Source organism: Notoacmeibacter sp. MSK16QG-6 (assembly GCF_024158145.1).
Classification (GTDB): domain Bacteria; phylum Pseudomonadota; class Alphaproteobacteria; order Rhizobiales; family Rhizobiaceae; genus Notoacmeibacter.
The window spans coordinates 17,325-38,804 of record NZ_JAMYXM010000002.1; the positions used below are offsets into that span (position 1 = coordinate 17,325).

Annotated in this window: 19 protein-coding genes; 8 read left to right on the top strand and 11 right to left on the bottom strand. The window is 58.9% G+C overall.

What is annotated here, in order from left to right; genetic code table 11:
• Positions 1–3 precede the first annotated feature (3 nt).
• Together NIM86_RS07820 and mgtE are read right to left on the bottom strand one after the other, a co-directional pair.
• On the bottom strand, positions 4–390 hold the full coding sequence (locus tag NIM86_RS07820) for a MerR family DNA-binding transcriptional regulator (protein ID WP_253380831.1): 387 nt from the start codon (positions 388–390) through the stop codon (positions 4–6).
• 97 nt (positions 391–487) lie between these two features.
• Positions 488–1,891 carry a magnesium transporter gene (gene mgtE, locus NIM86_RS07825; protein ID WP_253380833.1) on the bottom strand — a complete coding sequence of 468 codons (1,404 nt, stop codon included), beginning with the start codon at positions 1,889–1,891 and terminating at the stop codon, positions 488–490.
• Positions 1,892–2,032: 141 nt separating this feature from the next.
• On the opposite strand from mgtE, the gene NIM86_RS07830 reads away from it, so the two are divergent.
• Positions 2,033–2,452 carry a DUF4864 domain-containing protein gene (locus NIM86_RS07830; protein ID WP_253380835.1) on the top strand — a complete coding sequence of 140 codons (420 nt, stop codon included), beginning with the start codon at positions 2,033–2,035 and terminating at the stop codon, positions 2,450–2,452.
• A 19-nt stretch (positions 2,453–2,471) separates the two neighbouring features.
• Here NIM86_RS07830 and NIM86_RS07835 read toward each other — a convergent pair whose 3' ends face one another.
• The 8 genes from NIM86_RS07835 to tpiA all read right to left on the bottom strand — a co-directional run bounded on the left by NIM86_RS07835 (position 2,472) and on the right by tpiA (position 10,971).
• Positions 2,472–2,885: a DUF2177 family protein gene (locus tag NIM86_RS07835; RefSeq protein WP_253380837.1), complete on the bottom strand. Its 414-nt coding sequence runs from the start codon at positions 2,883–2,885 to the stop codon at positions 2,472–2,474.
• A 56-nt stretch (positions 2,886–2,941) separates the two neighbouring features.
• Positions 2,942–4,099, bottom strand: a complete 1,158-nt coding sequence (tgt, locus tag NIM86_RS07840; RefSeq protein WP_253380839.1) for a tRNA guanosine(34) transglycosylase Tgt — start codon at positions 4,097–4,099, stop codon at positions 2,942–2,944.
• Positions 4,096–5,184, bottom strand: a complete 1,089-nt coding sequence (queA, locus tag NIM86_RS07845) for a tRNA preQ1(34) S-adenosylmethionine ribosyltransferase-isomerase QueA (protein WP_253380841.1) — start codon at positions 5,182–5,184, stop codon at positions 4,096–4,098. Before queA ends, tgt begins: the two co-directional genes overlap by 4 nt.
• 49 nt (positions 5,185–5,233) lie before the next feature.
• On the bottom strand, positions 5,234–7,165 hold the full coding sequence (locus NIM86_RS07850; protein WP_253381953.1) for a DUF2207 domain-containing protein: 1,932 nt from the start codon (positions 7,163–7,165) through the stop codon (positions 5,234–5,236).
• 10 nt (positions 7,166–7,175) lie between these two features.
• Entirely contained in the window at positions 7,176–7,745 is a 570-nt protein-coding gene (locus NIM86_RS07855) for a LemA family protein (protein WP_253380843.1), read from the bottom strand.
• 90 nt (positions 7,746–7,835) lie between these two features.
• Positions 7,836–9,464 (bottom strand): CTP synthase, encoded by a 1,629-nt coding sequence (locus tag NIM86_RS07860; RefSeq protein ID WP_253380845.1) that lies wholly within the window; start codon positions 9,462–9,464, stop codon positions 7,836–7,838.
• Between the two features lie 187 nt (positions 9,465–9,651).
• Entirely contained in the window at positions 9,652–10,122 is a 471-nt protein-coding gene (secG, locus tag NIM86_RS07865) for a preprotein translocase subunit SecG (RefSeq protein WP_253380847.1), read from the bottom strand.
• 87 nt (positions 10,123–10,209) lie between these two features.
• Complete coding sequence (tpiA, locus tag NIM86_RS07870) at positions 10,210–10,971, bottom strand: triose-phosphate isomerase (RefSeq protein WP_253380849.1); 762 nt, start codon at positions 10,969–10,971, stop codon at positions 10,210–10,212.
• Between the two features lie 180 nt (positions 10,972–11,151).
• Between tpiA and NIM86_RS07875 the strand changes: the two genes are divergently transcribed.
• From NIM86_RS07875 to lexA, 6 genes are all read left to right on the top strand, one after another.
• Positions 11,152–13,038: a SurA N-terminal domain-containing protein gene (locus NIM86_RS07875; protein WP_253380852.1), complete on the top strand. Its 1,887-nt coding sequence runs from the start codon at positions 11,152–11,154 to the stop codon at positions 13,036–13,038.
• A gap of 8 nt (positions 13,039–13,046) precedes the next feature.
• Positions 13,047–14,069, top strand: a complete 1,023-nt coding sequence (trpD, locus tag NIM86_RS07880; protein WP_253380854.1) for an anthranilate phosphoribosyltransferase — start codon at positions 13,047–13,049, stop codon at positions 14,067–14,069.
• 2 nt (positions 14,070–14,071) lie between these two features.
• A complete protein-coding gene (trpC, locus tag NIM86_RS07885) occupies positions 14,072–14,887 on the top strand; it encodes an indole-3-glycerol phosphate synthase TrpC (RefSeq protein ID WP_253380856.1) in 816 nt (271 codons plus the stop codon).
• Positions 14,884–15,378, top strand: coding sequence for a cyclic pyranopterin monophosphate synthase MoaC (gene moaC, locus NIM86_RS07890; protein ID WP_253380858.1), 495 nt, complete (start codon positions 14,884–14,886; stop codon positions 15,376–15,378). The genes trpC and moaC overlap by 4 nt, the downstream gene beginning before the upstream one ends.
• Before the next feature lie 3 nt (positions 15,379–15,381).
• Positions 15,382–16,605 (top strand): gephyrin-like molybdotransferase Glp, encoded by a 1,224-nt coding sequence (gene glp, locus NIM86_RS07895; RefSeq protein WP_253380860.1) that lies wholly within the window; start codon positions 15,382–15,384, stop codon positions 16,603–16,605.
• A 76-nt stretch (positions 16,606–16,681) separates the two neighbouring features.
• Positions 16,682–17,389 carry a transcriptional repressor LexA gene (lexA, locus tag NIM86_RS07900; protein WP_253380862.1) on the top strand — a complete coding sequence of 236 codons (708 nt, stop codon included), beginning with the start codon at positions 16,682–16,684 and terminating at the stop codon, positions 17,387–17,389.
• Positions 17,390–17,449: 60 nt separating this feature from the next.
• On the opposite strand, the gene NIM86_RS07905 is transcribed toward lexA, so the two are convergent.
• Complete coding sequence (locus NIM86_RS07905; RefSeq protein ID WP_253380864.1) at positions 17,450–19,828, bottom strand: ComEC/Rec2 family competence protein; 2,379 nt, start codon at positions 19,826–19,828, stop codon at positions 17,450–17,452.
• 126 nt (positions 19,829–19,954) lie between these two features.
• On the opposite strand from NIM86_RS07905, the gene gltX reads away from it, so the two are divergent.
• On the top strand, positions 19,955–21,388 hold the full coding sequence (gene gltX / locus NIM86_RS07910; protein ID WP_253380866.1) for a glutamate--tRNA ligase: 1,434 nt from the start codon (positions 19,955–19,957) through the stop codon (positions 21,386–21,388).
• The last annotated feature ends 92 nt before the right edge of the window (positions 21,389–21,480 follow it).

The following is a 21,480-nucleotide window of genomic DNA, read 5'->3' on the forward strand; positions in this document are numbered from 1 at the left end:
GCGCTAGCCCTTTACGCCCAATTCGGCAAGGCGTTCGACGCAGCCTTCTTCGCTGGCGTTCAACTCCGCAATTGTGTCTTCGATGTCGCGCCGCTTTTGACGCAGTTCATCCCGCTTTTCTTCGATTTTGGCGATGATCTGTTTTAGCTGCCCGACTTCACCGGGAGGGTCGCGATACATCTGAACGATCTCGCGAATCTCTGCGATCGAGAAACCAAGTCGCTTGCCGCGCAGGATCTGTTTGACAAGATGACGGTCTGCAGGACGGAACAAGCGTGTACGCCCGCGACGAACAGGCGAAATCAGCCCCTCATCCTCGTAAAAGCGTAATGTCCGTGTCGATATGCCGAATTCTCGGGTCAGTTCGGTGATCGTGTAGAATTCGCGCATTCACAGGGGTCCGGTATGTCGCTGCATTGGGTCGGCGGAAGGTCAGCCATAGTTACGTAAAAGTCAATTTTCGATCGACAACTTTCCCCAGCGTCATTCAGAGAAGGGCAAACCACCAGGCCGCAAGGCCGAGAAAGGCGAAAAATCCAACGATATCCGTTACCGTCGTTACGAAGACGCCCGACGCAATCGCGGGATCGGCGCCGATCTTGTCGAGCACAAGTGGAATGAGAATACCCGCAAGCGCCGCGGCCAGCATGTTAACGACCATCGCCGCGGCAATCACCCCGCCAAGAGAGGCATTGTCGAACCAGAGCGAGGCCAGAATACCGATGAGAATGGCAAACATCACACCATTCAAAAGGCCCACCAGCGTTTCGCGCCGAATGATCCTTGCCGCATTGTAGATATCGATGTCGCGTGTCGCCAGAGCGCGAACCGCAACGGTCATCGTCTGTGTCGCAGCGTTGCCACCCATCGAAGCAACGATTGGCATAAGGATCGCCAGCGCCACCATCTGCTCGATGGTTGCGTCGAACAGGCCAATCACCAGTGACGCCAGCACTGCCGTTCCGAGATTCATCAAAAGCCAGATGAAGCGTGATCGCGCAATCTCCAGCGTGGTGTCCGATAGTTCCTCGTCGCCAACGCCGCCGAGCGCCTTGATGTCCTCTTCAGCTTCTTCCTGAATGACGTCGACGACATCGTCGATGGTCAGCACGCCGACAAGCCGGTCGTTCTCATCGACCACTGCGGCCGACAACAGGTCGTACCGCTCGAATAATTGTGCAGCTTCTTCCTGATCCATTTCGACCGGGATGGCGTGCCGCGTCTCATGCATCACGCTCTCGATCTTTTCGGCCCGCTGGGTGCGCAGAATGCGGTCCAGATCGACCGCGCCGAGTAGTCGAAAGCCGGGATCGATAACGAAAATCTGGCTGAATGTTTCGGGAAGATCCTTATCCTCACGCATGTAATCGATGGTCTGGCCCACCGTCCAGAAGGGCGGCACCGCCACGAACTCGGTGGCCATGCGTCGGCCGGCTGTCTCTTCGGGATAATCGAGGGAGCGCCGTAGCCGGACGCGCTCCGTAAACGGCAACTGCCGGAGGATCTCCTCCTGATCCTCTTCCTCCAGATCCTCCAGAATGTAGACGGCATCGTCGGAATCCAGTTCCTGAACGGCCAGCGCGATCTGGTCGTTCGGCAATTGATCGACAATTTCCAGTCGAATGGCCTCGTCGACTTCCGTCAGGGCCGCGAAGTCGAAATCGCCCTTCATCAAGCCGACCAGCGCAAGGCGCTGATCCGGAGACAACGCCTCGATTACATCGCCCAGTTCGGAGCTGTGCAGGCCGGCCAGTTCGTCACGCAGCCAGACGTCATCATTGGCAGCTATGGCCGTTTCGATGTTTGTAAGCAGTTCCTGCCGCACCGCGCCGCTCTCGGTGTAGATCGAATCATCCTGCTCTTCCTCAACGACCAGTTCGTCCTCGGCCATGCAGGACCGTCCCCTCGAATTTTAGTGCGACTTCGCGCCTACCTAGCGGGCTTTTGGAGAAGAGCAAAGGACAGTGCGCCTTCCCTGCAACTCTTTTCGCTTCCCAAACGTAACGATAGGCAAGAACAGATGGAAACCGCCATGAAACCGTTTGCCTTGCTAATTTTCGCCTTTTCTTTCGTCGTGCTGGCAGCGGTCAGCGTCTCGGCACAGGAACCGCCGCCATGGCAGCAGACAATCGACGATCAACTGCGATCGTTTCAATCGGGTGACGATGTAGGCGCCTATGCACACGCCGCACCAAATGTTCGCAGCATGTATCCGACCCTCGAAGGATTCATGGCGATGGTCGAAGGCGGCTACCCCCAAGTGCGGCGCCCCAAAAGCTGGAAGATGGGGACAGCGACGCCGCTATCGGAAAGCCAGATCGCTCAAGAGGTCATCATCGTTGGACCCGACGGAAAATTATGGAAGGCTCTCTACATGCTTCAACGCCAGGCCGATGGCCGTTGGCAAATCAGCGGTGTTTCGCTGCGCGGCATGAAAAGCTTCGGCGTTTGACAGCGTTTTATCCAAGCGCTCAGCTCGCGGACGGTTCCCAAATGAGCGCGCCGATCCAGACTGTGGTTGCCGCGGTAAAGCCGGTAATGATCGTTCCCCAGACTGTATCGACGACCGCAACGACGGGGTCGAACCCTTCTACAACCGAATAACTTGTAGCGTCATAGGTTAGATAAGCGAAGAAGCCGAAAAACGCGCCGTTGAGTGCGGCCTGCGTCCATCCGCCGCCATTAAAGGCCGGCCAGACAGCGAAATAGATCAAACCAATCACATAGACGGCATAAAAGAGCGCAGCGACGGAAAGTTTCGGGCTGTCGCGCATGATCGCGCCCATCCGCTCGGCGTAGAAATTCTTGGCGACAAATCCGAGCCAGACGAAATCGATGGTGAAGAAGATGACCAACGCGATCAGATAAAGATAAACCGGTCTCATATACGCTCCGCATACTGAAATATCCGGCAGAGGCCGGTTGAGAGAAGATGTGGCGCTCAGCCGATAGGCGGCAAGTCGCCTTCTGCCCAACGAGCGCGTTTCGCTTCGGCAAAATCGTTCAAGCGACCGGCGCTTATGGCCTCTCTGATTCCAGCCATCAGATGCTGATAGTACGCCAGATTGTTCCATGTCAGCAGCATTCCGGCCAGCGGCTCCCCTGCCCGCACCAGATGGTGGAGATAGGCACGGCTATAGTCGCGGGTGGCCGGGCATTCGCTTTCCTCGTCGAGAGGCCGGTGATCTTCGGCATGACGCGCGTTTTTAAGATTGATCTTGCCGTGGCGTGTGAAGGCGAGACCGTGACGCCCTGCCCGCGTCGGCATCACGCAATCGAACATATCGATTCCACGCTGAACCGAGCCAAGGATGTCGTCGGGTGTGCCAACCCCCATCAGATAGCGCGGCTTGTCCTGCGGGAGCGAAGGCATGACCGTCTCGATCATATCGAACATCACCGCCTGGGGTTCACCCACGGCGAGCCCGCCAATCGCATAGCCCTTCAGGTTCATCGCCGCGAGCGCCTCAGCCGATTGCACGCGGAGTTTTTTATTATCGCCGCCCTGCACGATGCCGAACATGGCCTTGCCCGACTGATGGCCAAAGGCTGCCTTGCACCGCTCGGCCCAGCGAAGCGACAATTCCATCGCCCGCGCAATCTCGTTTTCCTCCGCGGGCAGAGCGATGCACTCATCCAGTTGCATCTGGATATCAGAATCGAGCAGCCCCTGAATTTCTATTGAGCGTTCAGGGCTCATGAAATGTTTCGCGCCATCGACATGGCTTTGAAAGGTCACGCCCTCTTCGGTGATCTTGCGCAGGCCCGACAGGCTCATCACCTGGAAGCCGCCGCTATCGGTCAGGATTGGGTACGGCCATCGGGCAAACTCGTGCAAGCCGCCCAGCTTCGCCACTCGTTCGGCACCTGGGCGAAGCATGAGGTGATAAGTGTTGCCAAGGATGATGTCGGCTCCAAGATCGTGCACCTGGTCCAGATACATGGCCTTGACTGTTCCGGCGGTTCCGACCGGCATAAAGGCCGGCGTTCGAATCGAACCGCGCGGCATGTCGATGCGTCCGCGTCGAGCCGGGCCATCCTGCGCCAGTCTTGTAAATGTAAATTTGTCGGTGAGATGCTGCTCGCGATCGGCGGTCATGGATCGTCTTTCCGAAACAGAAGGCTGGAATCGCCATAGGAGTAGAAACGATAGCCAGTTTCGACGGCATGGCGATAAGCCGCCTGCATGGTCTCAAGCCCGCTAAAGGCGCTAACCAGCATGAAGAGCGTCGAGCGGGGCAGATGAAAATTCGTCATGAGCACATCGATGATGCGAAACCGGTAGCCGGGCGTGATGAAAATATCGGTCGCGCCAGACCATTCCGCCAGTTCGCCATTTTCATCCGCCGCGCTTTCAAGAAGCCTTAGAGAGGTGGTGCCGACAGCGACGATCCGGCCGCCTCTTGCCCGAACCGCGTTCAGCGCAATGGCTGTTTGCGCGCTGACGGTGCCCCGCTCGGAATGCATGACGTGCTCCGCAGTATCGTCCACCTTAACCGGTAAAAACGTCCCGGCCCCGACATGAAGCGTGACGAAATGCCGTTCGATGCCGGCTGCCTCCAGTCGCGCCATGAGATCACTCGTAAAGTGCAGGCCGGCTGTCGGCGCAGCAACAGCGCCATCTTCGCGCGCATAGATGGTCTGATAGTCGGACCGATCCTGTTCATCGACCGCTCGCTTACCGGAAATATAGGGCGGCAGGGGAATCTTGCCGCTGGTATGGAGCGCTTCATCCAGCGCCGCGCCCGCCAGATCGAAAGCCAGGGTTATCTCGCCGCCATCGCCTTTTGCCTCGACGGTTGCATCCAACGCACCCACAAGACAGGCCGTGTTGACGTGGCCAAACCGAATGCGGTCTCCTGTTCGCAATTTTTTCGATCCGCGCACAAAGGCTTTCCAGCGACTGCCATCGAGCCGCATATGCAACGTCGCGCTGATTCTTGCAGCCTCGCTCCCCTCACGCTGACGGAGCCCATCCAATTGCGCCGGGATCACTTTGGTATCATTGAAAACGAGCGCATCGCCCGGTTGTAGAAGGTCAGGCAGATCGGCGATCCGCCTGTCAGCCATGACCGGTTCGACATTTGGACGGACAAGCAGCAATCTGGCCGCTTCGCGCGGTTCCACCGGACGCAGCGCGATAGCGCTCTCAGGTAATTCGAAATCGAAGAGATCGGTTTTCATGGCGGGGCATTAGCCGCATGAGGCCGCGTTGGGAAGCACCGAACGCGTCTTACCAGCCGCCCCCGCCCCCGCCGCCGCCGCCGCCGCCAGAAAAACCGCCCCCGCCAGAAAAGCCCGACGAAGATGAAGATGGCGATGGCATGGCGGAGGACACCGCGCTGCTGGTCCGCTCACCGATCTCGCTCATGCTGTCGATCCAGCGCGATCGATCGCCGGGACCCTGATACCAGCCCGGCGCCCAATAACTGGAAGCCGCGGCGGCACTTGCCGCAAGCCAGGACTGGAAGGTTTTTGTCCAGGGTTCCTCAAGATCGAGAGCGACCGCATACGGCAACAGCGTTTCGTAATGAGTTGGCGACATGGTCGGCGCGCCGCGAAGGTTCATCCGATCCGCTTCCGCCAGCTGGATATAGGTTCGAAGACCCTCGATTTCGTCCATTTTCCGACGGCCAAGCGGGGTTGGCGCCCCCATGATCATGACGAAAAGAATGTTGATCAAAAGAAGCGCGCCCAGCGCAACCAGCGACCAGTCGAGCTTGATATCGGCGATCAGTTCCTTCGCTGCGCCGACAACGCCGGACAGAAAGCCAAAAACGAAAATTGCCGCGAAGAGAAAGTTGAATATCCGCTTTCCTATGTTCTCGCCACTCGACCGAAAACTACGAGCAACCAGTACGGAGATGATCACTGCTCCGAAAATAAGAGGCAGACCGATGGGCAGAACATCTGCAGGAAAGCCATTTGTTGCGACTGCGAGAAGGAGGATGACGGCACTAAGGGCCACGCCTAGAATGATCCATCCGGCATTGCTGTGGTAATAGGTATTGCGATGCTCCCGAAGCATGGCGCCCTGGAAATCGTCGACCAGTTGCTTGACCGCCTTTCCGTTGGACTTTGCCAGCGTCATTCCATCACCGTGCGACACAAGTGTCTTCGCCAAGGCTGCCTCACCCACGGGCAGCGCGGCCTGAGCCTGGCCATAAAGCTTATCCGTCGGTTGGATTCTCATATCGTCGCGAATATCGACGAGGCGAACCATGCCTTTGACCGCCAGCGAAAGCAGCGCAGCGCTCGTCATGCGGCTGCTTTGCCCTGAGCGCGCTTCGATATAGGCGACCAGTGCCGGAGAGAGATCGGCCGGCACATTCCAGCGCGGAACGACGACGCCTTTGGCCGGGTCCTTGCCGACACGTAACCACATGAACAGGTAATAGATGGCAATCAGCGCTGTGCCGACGATGAGGATGATGACACCCAGCCTGTCGCGGATAAACCAGCTTGCAAGCTGGGAGGACGTCGGCGCGGCAACGATCCCTTTTTCAAAGGCGATTCCCGCTGTCAGCCCCTCACCGGCCCTTAATCGGCCGGTGGTTGTGAAAAGCGCGGTCCGGCCGCCGTCTGTCTTGCTGAAGCGCGCCGCCTTTCCTCTTTCGCCATAGCTGCCGGTGTAGGCCACCATCCGGTCAATTTGTCCGCCCGGAAGTCTGACGGTGGCCTGCGCCTGTTCGATGGGGAACGCCCACTCGGTTCCTGTCACGTTCCAGAGCAACTCGTCATGATCTTCGAAAAAGCGGATCTGGCGGTCGGTCCTGTAGACGATTTCGTATTCCTGCAGGCCATATTCCAGGAAGCGGTCTGGATTTCCGATCTTCAGCCGGGTAGCGCCCGAAACGCGCTCACGCTCATAAGGCTCGTCGGCACCGTTTCTCTTAACGGACACGACATCGAAGGACACCCTTTGTGATTGACCGTCGGGGCCAGTATGAAATCGTGGAAAATCCCGAAAAATCCCGCGCTTGATCGTCTGACCTTCGACAGTGACCGCAATGGTTTCGCGTACGGTCAGTTCGCCATCAGCCGCGATAGCAATGTCGCTTTTAAAGCTTCGAATACGTTCTTCGGCAAAAGCCTGCTCAGAAACCAGGGCGAGAAGCAGTGAAGCGGCAAAATAGGCGAGACCGGCGCGCATTGCGCTGACCATATTCACGGCATCAACCAGTCGGGCCGAAATCGACCTTGGGCACCGACCGGTCCGCAGCCGATTCGATCTCGAAGTAATTCGCCTGATCGAAGCCGAACGGCCTCGCGACCAGATTCGATGGGAAGCTTTCCACGCGCACGTTCAGATCCCGCGCCGCTCCATTATAATATCGGCGCGACATTTGAATTTCGGATTCGACGTTCTGTAACGACGTCTGTAATTCACGGAAATTATCGCTGGCCTTGAGGTCCGGATAGGCTTCCGCGACCGCAAGCAAACGGCCGACAGCGGTGCTGAGCATCGATTCGACTGCTGCACGTTGCTCGACGTCGTCGGACGGAACGCCAACTGCGCGGTTCCGAAGTTCGGTTACGCGCTCCAGGGTCTCGCGTTCGTGCGTGACATAGCCTTTAACGGTATCGACCAAGTTGGGAATGAGATCGGCCCGACGCTTGAGCTGGACATCGATGCCGCTCCAGGCCTCCTTGACCATCTGACGCGCTTTCACCAGCCCATTGTAAATGAGCACGACGTAAACGAGGATTGCCACAATGGCGGCGAGAACGATCAATGTGACCATTTTACAGTCTCCCAGCTCACCCCCGCTTCCAACATAGATTAAAGCGCGGAACGAGCAAGATCGTTCACGTCTGAAATGCTCAACAAATTCTTATACTAAACGGCTGTTCTCAACCGCCGCTTCAATGAAACTGGCGAAAAGAGGATGCGGCTCAAAGGGCCGACTTTTCAGCTCCGGGTGATACTGGACACCGATGAACCACGGGTGATCCGGATATTCCACGGTCTCCGGCAAAACGCCATCCGGGCTCATTCCTGCGAAGAAAAGGCCTGCATCTTCAAGTCGTTCACGATAATCGACATTGACCTCGTAGCGATGTCGATGTCGTTCGCTTATCGTGTCCGAGTCATAAATCTCGGCTATGCGCGAACCATCGGCGAGCGTGGATCGATAAGCGCCAAGTCGCATCGTGCCGCCGAGATCGCCACTGGCCTTGCGCTTTTCCAGCATGTTGCCCTTCAGCCATTCAGTCATCAGGCCGACCACGGGCTGATCCGTCTGGCCAAACTCCGTGGAGGACGCATCTTCGATACCGGCAAGATTACGCGCCGCCTCGATGCAGGCCATCTGCATGCCGAAACAGATGCCGAAATACGGCACCTTACGCTCACGGGCGAAACGGACGGCGGAAATCTTGCCTTCAGCCCCGCGTTCGCCGAAAGCGCCCGGCACGATGATACCGTTGACCTTTTCCAGATAGGGTGCGGCGTCTTCGCTCTCGAAGATTTCCGACTCGATCCAATCCAGATTGACCTTCACGCGATTGGCCATGCCGCCATGGTTCAGTGCTTCGATCAGTGACTTATAGGCATCCTTGAGACCGGTATATTTACCGACGACGGCAATCGTGACCTCGCCTTCCGGATTGTGAATACGCTGGGTCACTTCCTCCCACCGATCCATCCGTGGTTTCGGAGCGGGATCGATGCCGAAGGCAGCCAGCACTTCCTCGTCCAAGCCCTCGCTGTGATAGGCCATAGGGACATCGTAGATGTTCGCAACGTCTAGCGCCTGAATCACCGCACTTTCGCGCACATTGCAAAACAGCGACAATTTACGACGCTCTTCGGACGGGATCGGCCGGTCGGCCCGCACAAGCAGAATGTCCGGCGCGATACCGATCGACCGCAACTCCTTGACGGAATGCTGCGTCGGCTTGGTCTTCAACTCGCCCGCCGCGGGGATCCAGGGCATCAATGTAAGATGGACGTAAATGGCATTGCCGCGCGGCAGATCGTTGCCGAGTTGGCGGATCGCCTCAAGAAACGGCATGGCCTCGATATCGCCGACCGTCCCGCCGATTTCGCACAGAACGAAATCATAGTCCTCGTTGCCGGAGAGCACGAAGTCCTTTATCTCATTGGTCACATGAGGAATGACCTGAACCGTCGCGCCGAGATAGTCGCCGCGCCGCTCCTTATCGATGATGTTTTTGTAGATGCGACCGGTTGTGATGTTGTCGTCCTGAGTCGCCGAACGGCCCGTAAACCGTTCGTAGTGACCGAGGTCGAGATCGGTTTCCGCCCCATCGTCGGTGACGAAAACCTCACCGTGCTGATACGGGCTCATCGTGCCCGGATCGACATTCAGATAGGGATCGAGTTTGCGAATGCGGACCCGGTAGCCACGCGCCTGGAGAAGCGCCGCCAAAGCGGCCGCTGCAATGCCTTTTCCGAGCGATGAGACCACGCCGCCAGTGATGAAAATATACCGCGCCATGGGTTTATGGGTCTAACCCGTTCATTGCGATTCCGAAAGAGGCCAATGAGCGCTCCACATATCTTTAGCTGGGGATGAAACAATCGCGACGCAGGATAGCGCAGCCGTGCTTCACCTCGGTCTGGGGTAAAGCGTTCAACTGAGGACGATGAGGAGCCTTGAGCGAATAGCCCTCCTCGGAAGCCAGTTAGCCGCCAGACGGGACGGACGGTTCATCCGGCTGAGGGGTGACAGGCTCAGCAGGTGCGGTCTCGCCGCCTTCCGCCGGCTGACCGGTAACTGCCCCCTCGTCCCCACTCGGAACTTCGCCTTCCGTCGCGGGCGCGGGTGATTCCTCGGTTTCGCCGGAAAGTCCGCCACCGAGTTGATCGAGCAGGTTACCGCCGTCTTCCGTCGGTCCACTTTGCGGAATTTGGTCGAGAATATCTGTCGGACGCTCGCCATAGCGGGCGAAGAGAGACAAGCCGAGCGAGGTCGCGAAGAACAGCGCCGCCAGAATGGCCGTTGTGCGCGTCAGCGTATTTGCGGTGCCCCGCGCGCTCATGAAGCCCGATCCGCCGCCAATGCCGAGACCACCACCTTCAGACCGCTGGATCAGCACAATCCCGCAAAGCGCGATGACAATAATGAGATGGATGACGATAAGGACCGTAGCCATGATATTCCACTAATGATGTTTGGCGCGGGCCCGCGCCTGCGCGCCGCGCTTCTAGCGTCAATTTCTTTCCGTTCCAACCCCGGATCGTCAGCCGCGATAGGTCTTTGCAATGCCGAGGAAATCGGCGGCTTTCAGACTGGCTCCACCAATCAGGGCACCGTTTACGTTCTCCACCGCCATCAGTTCGTCCGCGTTGGAAGGCTTTACCGACCCGCCATAAAGGATGCGAACCGTCTTTCCGTTGTCGCCGAGGCGCTCGATCAGCCGCTCGCGAATGTGAGCATGGGCTTCGGCGACATCGTTTGCCGTTGGCGTCAAACCCGTACCGATAGCCCAAACTGGCTCATAGGCCACGACCGAATTTTCAGCATTCGCGCTATCGGGCACCGATCCGGCAATCTGTTGCGCAAGAACATCGAGCGTTTCATTCGCCTTTCGCTGCGCTTCCGTTTCGCCAATGCAGATAATGGCGACCAGACCGCCGCGCCAGACCGCTTTCGCTTTTTCGGCCACCATCTCGTCGGTTTCTGCGTGATCGGTGCGTCGCTCGGAGTGCCCGACAATGACATGGGATGCACCGCAATCGGCAATCATTTCAGCGGAGACATCGCCCGTATGCGCGCCGGTCTCGTTCGCGTGGCAATCCTCGCCGCCGATCGCCAAAGCCGTACCATCGACCGCGCGGACGGCTCGCTCGATCAGTGTAGCGGGCGTGCAGATCAGTCCATCCGCAGCACCTCCCGATGCATCTTCGAATCCCGCAGCCATCTCTTTCAGCTCGGCCAGATCGGAAGAAAGGCCGTTCATCTTCCAGTTTCCGGCGACAAGCGGGCGGATCGAAGCTGTCATGAGAGAGGTCCTTTTGCAGATTTCAGGATTTGCGGTGGCTTCTCATTGCGCAAATGAGCCGTACTTGCAATCGCATCTCCAGCGATCATGGCCATGAGGAAGCGATCTGACGCCTTGATCCTGAAAGGCCGAGCCCGTAAACCGGCCCTAACATTAAACGACCAGACGAGACGGTTTTCCATGCTTCAAATGCTACGCCAGGCTGCCGGAACTTGGGTCGCCAAACTGCTGCTGCTGCTTTTGGTCGCCAGTTTCGCCGTCTGGGGAATTTCCGGCCAGGTTTCCAGCGGTTTCGGTAATAAAGTTGTGGTGGCCGGTGACGCTTCGGCATCGGCGGTCGACTACCGGCTGGCCTATGACCGCCAGCTTCTGGCGCTTTCGCGTCAGTTCGGTCAGCGCCTGACCCGTGAGCAGGCCCGTTCGCTCGGTCTGGACAATCAGGCTCTTGCCGAACTGGTTTCCGGCACGCTTCTGGATGCACAAGCAAGCGACCTCGGTCTCGGCCTATCGCGTCAGCGTCTGGCGCAGATTGCCGGGTCCGATCCCACTTTCCGCGGTCCCGACGGTCGCTTCGACCGTGGCACGTTCGATGCTGTCCTGCGCGAAGTGGGCATGCGGCCGGAAGATTATCTGCGTAGCCAATCGCAGGTCGCCGTTCGGCAACAGATTGTCTCGGCCATTGCCGACGGCACAGGCGTACCCGACGCTTTCTTCTCGGCTGTCGCGCTTTATCGCGGCGAACGCCGCAATGCCGACTATCTCATTCTGACACCTGAAGCCCTGCCCTCACCAGCCGCACCGGCAGATGACGAACTGGCAAAATGGTACGAACAAAACAGCGATAGCTTCGACGCGCCCGAATATCGGGATGTGTCCCTTCTGGTTCTCGACGCGCAAGCGATCGCCGATCCCGAAGCGATCAGCGATGACGAGGTCGCGGCCGAATATGAGCGAACGAAGAACCGGTACGGCCAGCCGGAAAAGCGAACGGTAGAACAGATCCTTTATCCGGACCGGCCAGCGGCCGAAGATGCACTTGCCAAATTGAAGGGCGATGCCGATTTCGACACGCTTCTTTCTGATGCTGGCAGAACCGCCTCCCAGGCCAGTCTGGGCAGCGTGGCGAAATCCGATATTTCCGACCCTGAAATTGCCGAGGCCGCGTTTGGATTGGACGGCATCGGCACCACCGGCATTGTGGAGGGCAAATTCGGACCGGCTATTCTGAGAGTTACCGATGTGACCCCTGCATCGGTCAAGCCATTCGAGGAGGTTGCCAGCGAAATTCGCCAAGAGATGGCGCTTGTTCAGGCCCGCAACGAATTGCTCGACCGTTACGACAGCTATGAGGACGCCCGCGCCGCTGGCGACACCATGAGCGAAGCCGCCGAAAAGATTGGTGTACCGGTTCGACGGATCGAAGCCATCGATGCGCAGGGAAACGGCAAAGATGGCAAACCCGTTGCCGATCTGCCCGATGCCGACAAGCTGTTGTCGAGCGTCTTCGGGGCCGAAGAGGGCTTGGAAAACCCGGCGGAGAATTTGAAAGGCGACGGTTTCGTTTTCTATGAAATCAATACCATTACGCCGACACGGCCGCGTCCTCTGGATGAAGTCAGTGAAGACGCTCTGGCGGCCTACCAGGCAGAGAAGTCTGGTACTGCGGTAAGCGATCTTGCCAAAGCGCTGCAGCAGCGTCTTCGGGAGGGCGAGGAACTGTCCGCGATCGCCGAAGAACTCGGCCTGACCGTCCAGCAGGCGAGCGATCTAAAGCGCGAAGGACAGTCAGGCGCGCTCGATGCCAACGCCGCGGAAGCGATCTTTGCCGTCCCGGCCAAAGGCACCGGTCAGGTACGGGCCAGCGAGGGCCAGTCCAACATCGTGTTCCGCGTCACAGATGTGTTCAGGCCTGTCGCGAGCGGCGCCGATTCTGTTCCCTCCAACGATCAGGATGCTTTCGACCGCGCTGTTGCCGACGACCTTCTCCGACAGCTCGTCGACAGACTCGAGACGATTTACGCGCCTCAGATTGACCAGGCTGCAGCCCAGCGCGCGCTGAGCTTTTAGGATTGACCATGACCGACGCGATGAAGCCTCTGATCGCCAAATTGGCCGATGGCAAGATTCTCGATCGCCGGGAGGCGAGGCAAGCTTTCTCGATCATGATGGATGGTGAGGCCGACCCGGCGCAGATCGGCGCATTTCTGATGGCTCTTCGGCTACGCGGAGAAACCGTAGAGGAAATCGAGGGCGCTGTTGGCGCCATGCGCGAACGGATGACCGGCGTTGGTGCTCCCGCCGAGGCGATCGATATCGTTGGAACCGGCGGAGACAATTCCGGCTCCTACAACGTATCGACGGCTGCCGCATTCATCGTTGCCGGCTGCGGCGTACCAATCGCCAAGCATGGCAACCGGAACCTGTCCAGCAAATCCGGCGCGGCCGATACCTTGGCCGCTCTCGGCGTCAATATCGAGATCGGCCCGGAGCTGATCGCCAGATGCATCGAAAAGGCCGATATCGGTTTCATGTTCGCGCCGAGCCACCACGCTGCCATGCGCCATGTGGGTCCATCCCGCGTTGCGCTGGGAACGCGGACAATCTTCAACCTCCTTGGCCCGATGTCCAATCCTGCGGGTGTCCAACGCCAGCTCATCGGCGTTTTCTCGCCTGCCTGGCTTGAACCGATGGCGCGTGCCCTGCGCGAACTCGGCTCGGAAAAGCTCTGGATCGTCCATGGAAGCGGCCTCGATGAAATGACGACCGCCGGCGAGACCGAAATAGTTGTTCTCGATAATGGCGAAATTTCCCGGCGCACCGTGACTCCGGAAGATGCGGGCCTGCCACGTGGAAATCTGGCCGATCTGAAGGGCGGGGATGCACCTTATAATGCCGACGCTCTGCGGCGTGTTCTCGGTGGAGAGAAAAGCGCCTACCGGGACATCGCGATATTCAACAGCGCGGCCGCGTTGATTGTCGCGGGAAAAGCGAGTGACCTGCGGGAAGGAGCCGAACAGGCAGCCCGTTCCATCGACGAAGGCCACGCCGCGGACCGGCTGACCAAACTGATCGAAATTTCCAATAGCGCTGCGGCTTAGCGATGACCGATATTCTGCGAAAGATCGAAGCGTATAAGCGTGAAGAGATCGCGGCGGCGAAAACCAAAATTCCGCTTGCCGACATGAAGCTCCGCGCGAATGAGGCTGACCCGGTGCGCGGCTTTACCGACGCGCTGAAGAGGGCCGTACAGGCTGGCCGCCACGGCCTAATTGCGGAAGTGAAGAAGGCCAGCCCTTCCAAGGGGCTTATACGATCCGATTTCGATCCACCTGCGCTGGCCAAAGCCTATGCGGACGGCGGTGCAAGCTGCCTTTCGGTACTGACTGACGGCCCCTCTTTTCAGGGTGCGCCGCATTATCTGAGTGAGGCGAGAGCCGCTTGCGCCTTGCCTTCCCTCCGCAAGGATTTCATGTTCGAACCCTACCAGGTTTACGAAGCGCGAAGCTGGAACGCCGACGCCATTCTTATCATCATGGCGAGCCTGTCCGATGCCGAAGCGATTGCACTGGAAGAGACAGCGCATGATCTCGGCATGACGGCGCTGATCGAGGTCCATGATGAGCCGGAGATGGAGCGGGCGCTCAAGAGCCTCTCATCGCCCTTGATCGGCATCAACAATCGTGACCTGAGAACCTTTGAGGTATCGCTCGAAACGTCAGAGCGACTCGTCGCCATGGCTCCGGACGACCGCCTGGTTGTCGCCGAGAGCGGCATCACGACGGCAGACGACTGCGTTCGCCTCGCCAAGCACGGCATCAATTGCTTCCTCGTCGGCGAAAGCCTGATGCGCCAGATCGATGTCGCCGCAGCCACCCGCTCCCTGCTCTCTGGCGCGCGGATTGAGGCGCAAATATGAGTGACGATGGCGGCAGATTGACCCATCTGGCGGCTTCCGGCGAAGCCCACATGGTTGATGTCGGCCAGAAGAACGAAACCGTCCGCACCGCAATTGCCAGCGCCACTGTGACCATGGAGCCCCGGACCCTTCAAACGATTCTCGCCGGCGATGCAAAAAAGGGCGACGTCATCGGCACGGCGCGGATTGCCGGCATTATGGCCGCCAAGCGAACCCACGAACTGATTCCGCTCTGTCATCCGCTCCTGCTCACCAAGGTCACTGTCGAGATCGAGCCGGACGAAACGCTGCCGGGCCTGCGCATTCAAGCCACCGCAAGCCTTACCGGCAGAACTGGCGTCGAAATGGAAGCGCTTACGGCCGCTTCGGTTACGGCGTTGACGATCTACGACATGGCCAAGGCAGTCGATAAGGCCATGTCCATCGGGGATATCGCCCTGATCGAAAAGACCGGCGGAAAATCGGGCGACTGGCGAAGGGCGGCGAATTAAGTCATGACCATGCTGGCGGTCGAAGAAGCCCTGTATCGGCTGCTCACCGATGTACGCGCCCTTCCCTCCGAAACGGTGACACTCGAACAGGCCAACGGCAGAACACTGTTCGCCCCTTTACGGGCACGGCGCACCCAACCGCCTTTCAACGCTTCGGCAATGGACGGATACGCGGTCCGCGCCGGCGACCTCGAATCAGATGGGGCGCCCTTGCAAGTGATCGGCGAATCCGCTGCCGGACATCCATTTGAGGGCGGCGAGATGGCCGCCAATCAGGCTATCCGCATCTTTACCGGAGCACCGATGCCTGACGGAGCGGATACCGTGCTCATGCAGGAAAATGCCGAGTTGATCGGCGACAGCGCCATTCGTCCGACCCAGTCTGAAGACAAAGGGCGGCACGTTCGCCTCGCGGGCAATGATTTCGCTGATGGCGATCTCGTCCTGAACGCCGGCGAACCGCTCGATTTCGGCGCTTTGTCTTTAGCCGCCGCCGCATCCTATCCCGAGTTGAATGTTTACCGGCAGCCGAGGGTCGCCATTTTGGCGACCGGCGATGAATTGAAACGCCCCGGCGAAACGCTGGAGCCTGGCCAGATTATCGCCTCGAACAGTTTCGGTATTGCGGCACTCGTGGAAGATATGGGCGGCGTACCGCTCGATCTAGGCATCGTGCCAGACGACCCAGCAGCCCTTTCGGCTGCAATCGAAAAGGCGCGCGCCGAGAATGTAGAGGTCATCGTCACCCTAGGCGGAGCATCGGTCGGCGATCACGATCTTGTTCAGGCCGCCATGATTGACGCGGGAATGGAGCTGGACTTCTGGAAAATCGCAATGCGTCCTGGCAAACCGCTCATGGTTGGAAGACTTGGCGAAAGCCATGTGCTCGGTCTGCCAGGCAATCCCGTCTCATCGATGGTCTGCGGTCATCTTTTTCTTCGCCCGCTTCTGGCCCGCCTTCAGGGCCGAAACCACCAAACCGTTCTGCAAGAAGCGAAACTTGCGGAGGCCCTGCCGGCGAATGGCGGCCGGCAACATTATATGCGTGCGACAGCGTGGCGGGAGAATGGTGGGTGGAAAGTCAAACCCGCTCATTCCCAGGATTCGTCGCTCGTCAGCGTTATGGCGGCGTCCAATGCCCTGATCGTACGCCCGCCCCATGCGGACCCGGCCGCTGCCGGAGGCAGCGTTCTTATCGACTTATGGCGTCGTTCTTCCGCAGGGTGACGACTTGCAGAACATGATAAGAACAGATAGTGTCTGTTCATTCTATGTATCGCTTTGATTCTGTGGGGAGCCGAAGATGTTGACCAAAAAGCAGCGTGAACTTCTTCTCTTTATCGACCAGCGGCTGAAAGAGACCGGCATTCCTCCCTCGTTCGATGAGATGAAGGACGCTCTCGACCTAGCATCAAAAAGCGGCATTCATCGGCTGATCACTGCTCTTGAAGAGCGCGGTTTCATTCGCCGGCTACCGAATCGAGCCCGCGCGCTGGAGATCATCCGACTTCCGAGCGGCGGCGTACCGGGCGGCGGAACAGGCTTCCGACCCTCCGTTATCGAAGGCAGTCTCGGTCGTAAGCAGGAGACGCCGAGCGCCCGGCCTGCACCCGAAGCAGCCAATGAAGGTGGCGTGAGCGTTCCGGTCATGGGACGGATCGCCGCGGGTGTTCCGATCTCCGCTATTCAGAACCAGACCGACAGCATTGCCGTGCCGCCATCGATGATTGCAGGCGGGGTGCATTACGCCCTCGAAGTGCGCGGCGATTCCATGATTGAAGCCGGTATTCTGGATGGCGATACAGTAATCATCAAGGACGGGACCGTTGCCGACCCCGGCGATATTGTCGTGGCGTTGGTCGATGATGAAGAGGCGACCTTGAAGCGGTTTCGGCGCAAAGGCGGTTCAATCGCTCTGGAAGCGGCAAATCCTTCTTACGAAACCCGAATCTTCCCTCCAGATCGTGTGAAGGTCCAGGGCAGACTGGTTGGTTTGCTGCGGAAATACTGAGCTGTAATGCTTGCCAGTTCGGAGAGCACCGCATTTACCGGCTAGCGCAAAAACGGTGCTTTACTGAGCGATCTTTTCGTTTTTCGTCTGCTTCTTTCGCGGTTGCCAGTCTGCAAGACCGCGTGCTGGTCTGCTCCATTGACGCGATGCGTGCCAAGGCATGGAAAGGTCGGGAATGGCGTAGCTGATACGCCAGCCGCCCTCTTCGGTTCGCCATAAAGCCGCAGATCCCTGCCGAGCCAGTTCCATTCGACTGATAGTCAGACTTTGCGAGGTTGATGAACACGAGCCGGCCTTTGGCTTTGTCGTATCACCGACGATAATGATCCCCGCTTTTCCGCACCAAGTATAAAGGTCGGCAGCATGGTTCAGCCAGACAATCGGCAAGCTATTCTCTGTTTCGTAGAGACATTGGCGGTCATCGCAGTGGAAGGATTGCCCCTCCGTTCGAGATCCGAAAGCAGACATCACATTATCGACCTTCACCGGCTTCGTTAGCCGGTCGGCGTCCAGCGCGCGCATCCATTGATCACCCACAAAATCGGACAATCGCGACCGGTTGGATGCCAATTTTCCGTCCTCGGTCAGTATCCCAACGGCGCGCCCGTTTTCCAGAACGAAACCGGCCGGTCGTTCGCCGCTGCCAAGCAAGCAAATGCCCACAAGCGCGATTGGTAAGGAAATCCAACGCAACCTGGTTTGAAGTACGGCAAACGAACCGAGCGCGACAGCGAGAAGAAAAACTGCCGGGCCAGCGACCAGACCGGCACCGTCCTGCGGCGAAAGATCTGAAACGATGGCCGCGATCCACCGCATGGCGTCGATCCCCTGCCCCATGATCCTCAGAAACGGCGCATCGAGCCCGAGCGGCATGAGAAGAAGCGACAGCACCGCCATCGGCATGACCAATAGAGAGATAATTGGCGCCGCCATCAGATTTGCGATTGGCGCCAGCGGGGCAAGCCTTTGGAAGTGCCAGAGCGCGAAGATCGTCGTTGCCGCGCCGGCAATCAGCGTTGTCGCCAACACACCAAGCGCGAACCGCCCGACTAGTCTGCCAGGTCCGGAAGACGGTGCTTCGCTTTGCGCCCTGATGCGTTGCCACTGCCAGCTATTATGCGCGCGATAGGCCGCAATAAGTGCAGCGGTAGCGGCAAAAGACATTTGAAAGCTTGGACCCGCGACCTCGTGTGGCGCGATCAGCACGACAATGACCATCGCCAGCGCCAGATTGCGCATTGTCAGCGCCGTACGGTCTAGAAGCAGGGCGCACAACATGATGGCGAGCATGATGAAGCTGCGCTGGGTCGCGATTGCAGCACCGCTGAGCAGCAAATAGAGGGTTGCCGCCATAAGCCCCCCGCTAGCCGCCCACTTACGAATAGGCCACCGCATGGCTACAACCGGAAACAAGGCCAGTATTAGCCGCGCCGCACCGATAACCGTCCCGGCGGCCAGCGCCATATGCAGTCCGGAAATCGCCAGCACATGCGCCAGGCCGCTCGCCCGGAGAGCCTCCCGCTCTTCGTCGGGGATAGCCGCGCCGTAACCAACTGTCAGCGCTGAAGCGATTGCCGCCGTCGGCCCGTCAAGAACCGAAGCAATTCGCTCATCGATCCGCTCGCGCAGATGACTGACCAGAGCTTTGGTTCGGTCGAAGAAGGATGACGGCGGTCCATCCGTAACCAACGCCATCTTGCCAAGAGCGAAACCCGTTGCGCCCAAGCCGTCGAACCATGCGCGAAAGGAGAAGTCATAACCGCCGGGACGCACAGGTCCCGATGGCGGCAAAAGGCGCGCGCGCACCGTAACGATATCTCCGGCGCGGAACGCCTCATTCGAATTGCGGACGGTGATGCGGACACGCTGCGGCGCATAACGCAGTTCGGGCTTTGCGGTTTTTAGGATTTGGACAACGAACCGCCGTCGCCCATCATCCAGACGTTCGCTCGATTGTACGCGGCCGGTTAATTCGGTCGCGACTGGCGAGCCAAGCGTTTGATGATCCCGTACCCAGACATGCGCTGCCGAAACAGCGCCACCGCATATGAAAGCGAACAGGATGACTCCAAACACGCCAGCCAACCGACCCCGATAGGCCATCGCAGCCAGGAGAAACGGCAAGCTGACGATTAATAGTTGGATCGGATGAAAGGTCTCGCGCAGAGCAAAATATGAGAATGCTCCGCCTGCGAAAACAAGCGCCGTCGCAACAAACAGGCTGCCGCGCTCTGCTTCCTCCCTGAAAAGGCCTTCAACGGTCCGCAGCCAGCCAAGTCGCGGCCGAACGCGCTTGATGAAAATCCGCCCCGCCTGCCGCTGCTCGGTGCGGGGCCTTTTAAGCTCCGGAATAGCACCGGTATTTTGCGGACGAAGTGGACGCGAGGCAGCGGTCCCATCCAGTAACGCACGCTCGTCAATGTCCTGCTCTTGCGTCACTGGCCACACGCCATGTCGATCGATCCACCCCGCCCCGGCTTGCACAGGCCGCCGCCTATGCTACACGGAGCGGACATGGCCTGGCAAAGGCTGCCACCCACTTATCTCACAAGCGATTCGAGCCTGATGAACGACCGTACTGTCACCCGCTTTGCGCCCTCGCCAACTGGTTTCCTGCATATTGGCGGTGCGCGCACCGCCCTCTTCAACTGGCTGTTCGCACAAAAGCACGGCGGCAAGATGCTGTTGCGGATCGAAGACACGGACCGTGCCCGCTCAACCGATGAAGCGACGTCAGCAATATTGGACGGGCTGTCATGGCTGGGACTCGGCTGGGAGGGCGATCCGGTCTCGCAATATGAGCGAGCGGCGCGGCATCGCGAAGTCGCCGAAGAAATGCTTGCGGCCGGCAAGGCCTATCGTTGTTATGCGACGCCCGAAGAACTCTCCGAAATGCGCGAGAAAGCCAAGGCCGAGAAGCGCCCACCCCGCTACGACGGGCGCTGGCGCGACCGTGACGCATCCGATGCGCCCGAGGACATGCCTTATGCTATCCGCCTGAAGGCTCCCCAGGAAGGGGAAACCGTCGTCCGGGACAAGGTGCAGGGCGATGTGCGCTTTCCGAACAAGGATTTGGACGATTTCATCATTCTCCGGTCGGACGGCAATCCCACCTATATGCTCGCCGTTGTCGTCGACGATCACGATATGGGCGTGACCCACATCGTGCGCGGCGACGATCATCTGACCAATGCCGCACGCCAGACCCTTATCTATCAGGCCATGGGGTGGGACATCCCGATCATGGCGCACATTCCACTCATCCATGGTCCTGACGGCGCAAAGCTGTCCAAGCGCCACGGCGCCCTGGGCGTAGAGGCATATCGCGCCATGGGATATCTGCCACAGGCGCTTCGCAACTATCTCGTCAGGCTTGGCTGGAGCCACGGAGACGATGAAGTGATAAGCCTGGACCAGATGATCGAGTGGTTCGCATTGGAGGATATCAACAAGGGCGCATCTCGTTTCGACTTCAAAAAACTCGAAGCCTTGAATGGACAGTATATGCGCGCAGCCGACGCTGAGGCGCTGACCGACACCTTTCTCGACACATTGCAGCATCTGCCAGGTGGCCCTGAACTTGCTGAACGGCTGGACGGGCAGAAGACCGCGCAATTGCGCGCGGCGATGCCCGGGCTGAAAGAGCGCGCGAAAACGCTCGTAGAATTGGTGAACGCCGCCGAATTTATCGTGGCGGAACGCCCTCTTCCACTCGACGAGAAAGCCAGCCAGCTCCTTAACGAGGATGCCAGAGGGCTGCTCGCGGACCTTCAGCCAAAACTGCAGGCCGTTTCAGAGTGGAGCCAAGAGCCGCTGGAACAAGCTGTGCGCGATTTTGCAGAACAGAAAGAGCTCAAGCTTGGAAAGGTCGCGCAGCCATTGCGCGCCGCATTGACGGGTCGTGCAGTCTCTCCCGGCGTTTTCGACGTGATGCTGGTGCTGGGTCGTGAAGAAACGCTTGGCCGGCTTTCCGATCAGGCAGAGGTGGCCTCTCGCTGATTGCTGCAGCGCAAGCAGGTGACCTTACGGTTGCTTGGCACGGTGCCCCAAATAGGATAGTCAGAGCCACATCCCTGCCGTGCTGCGCTGCA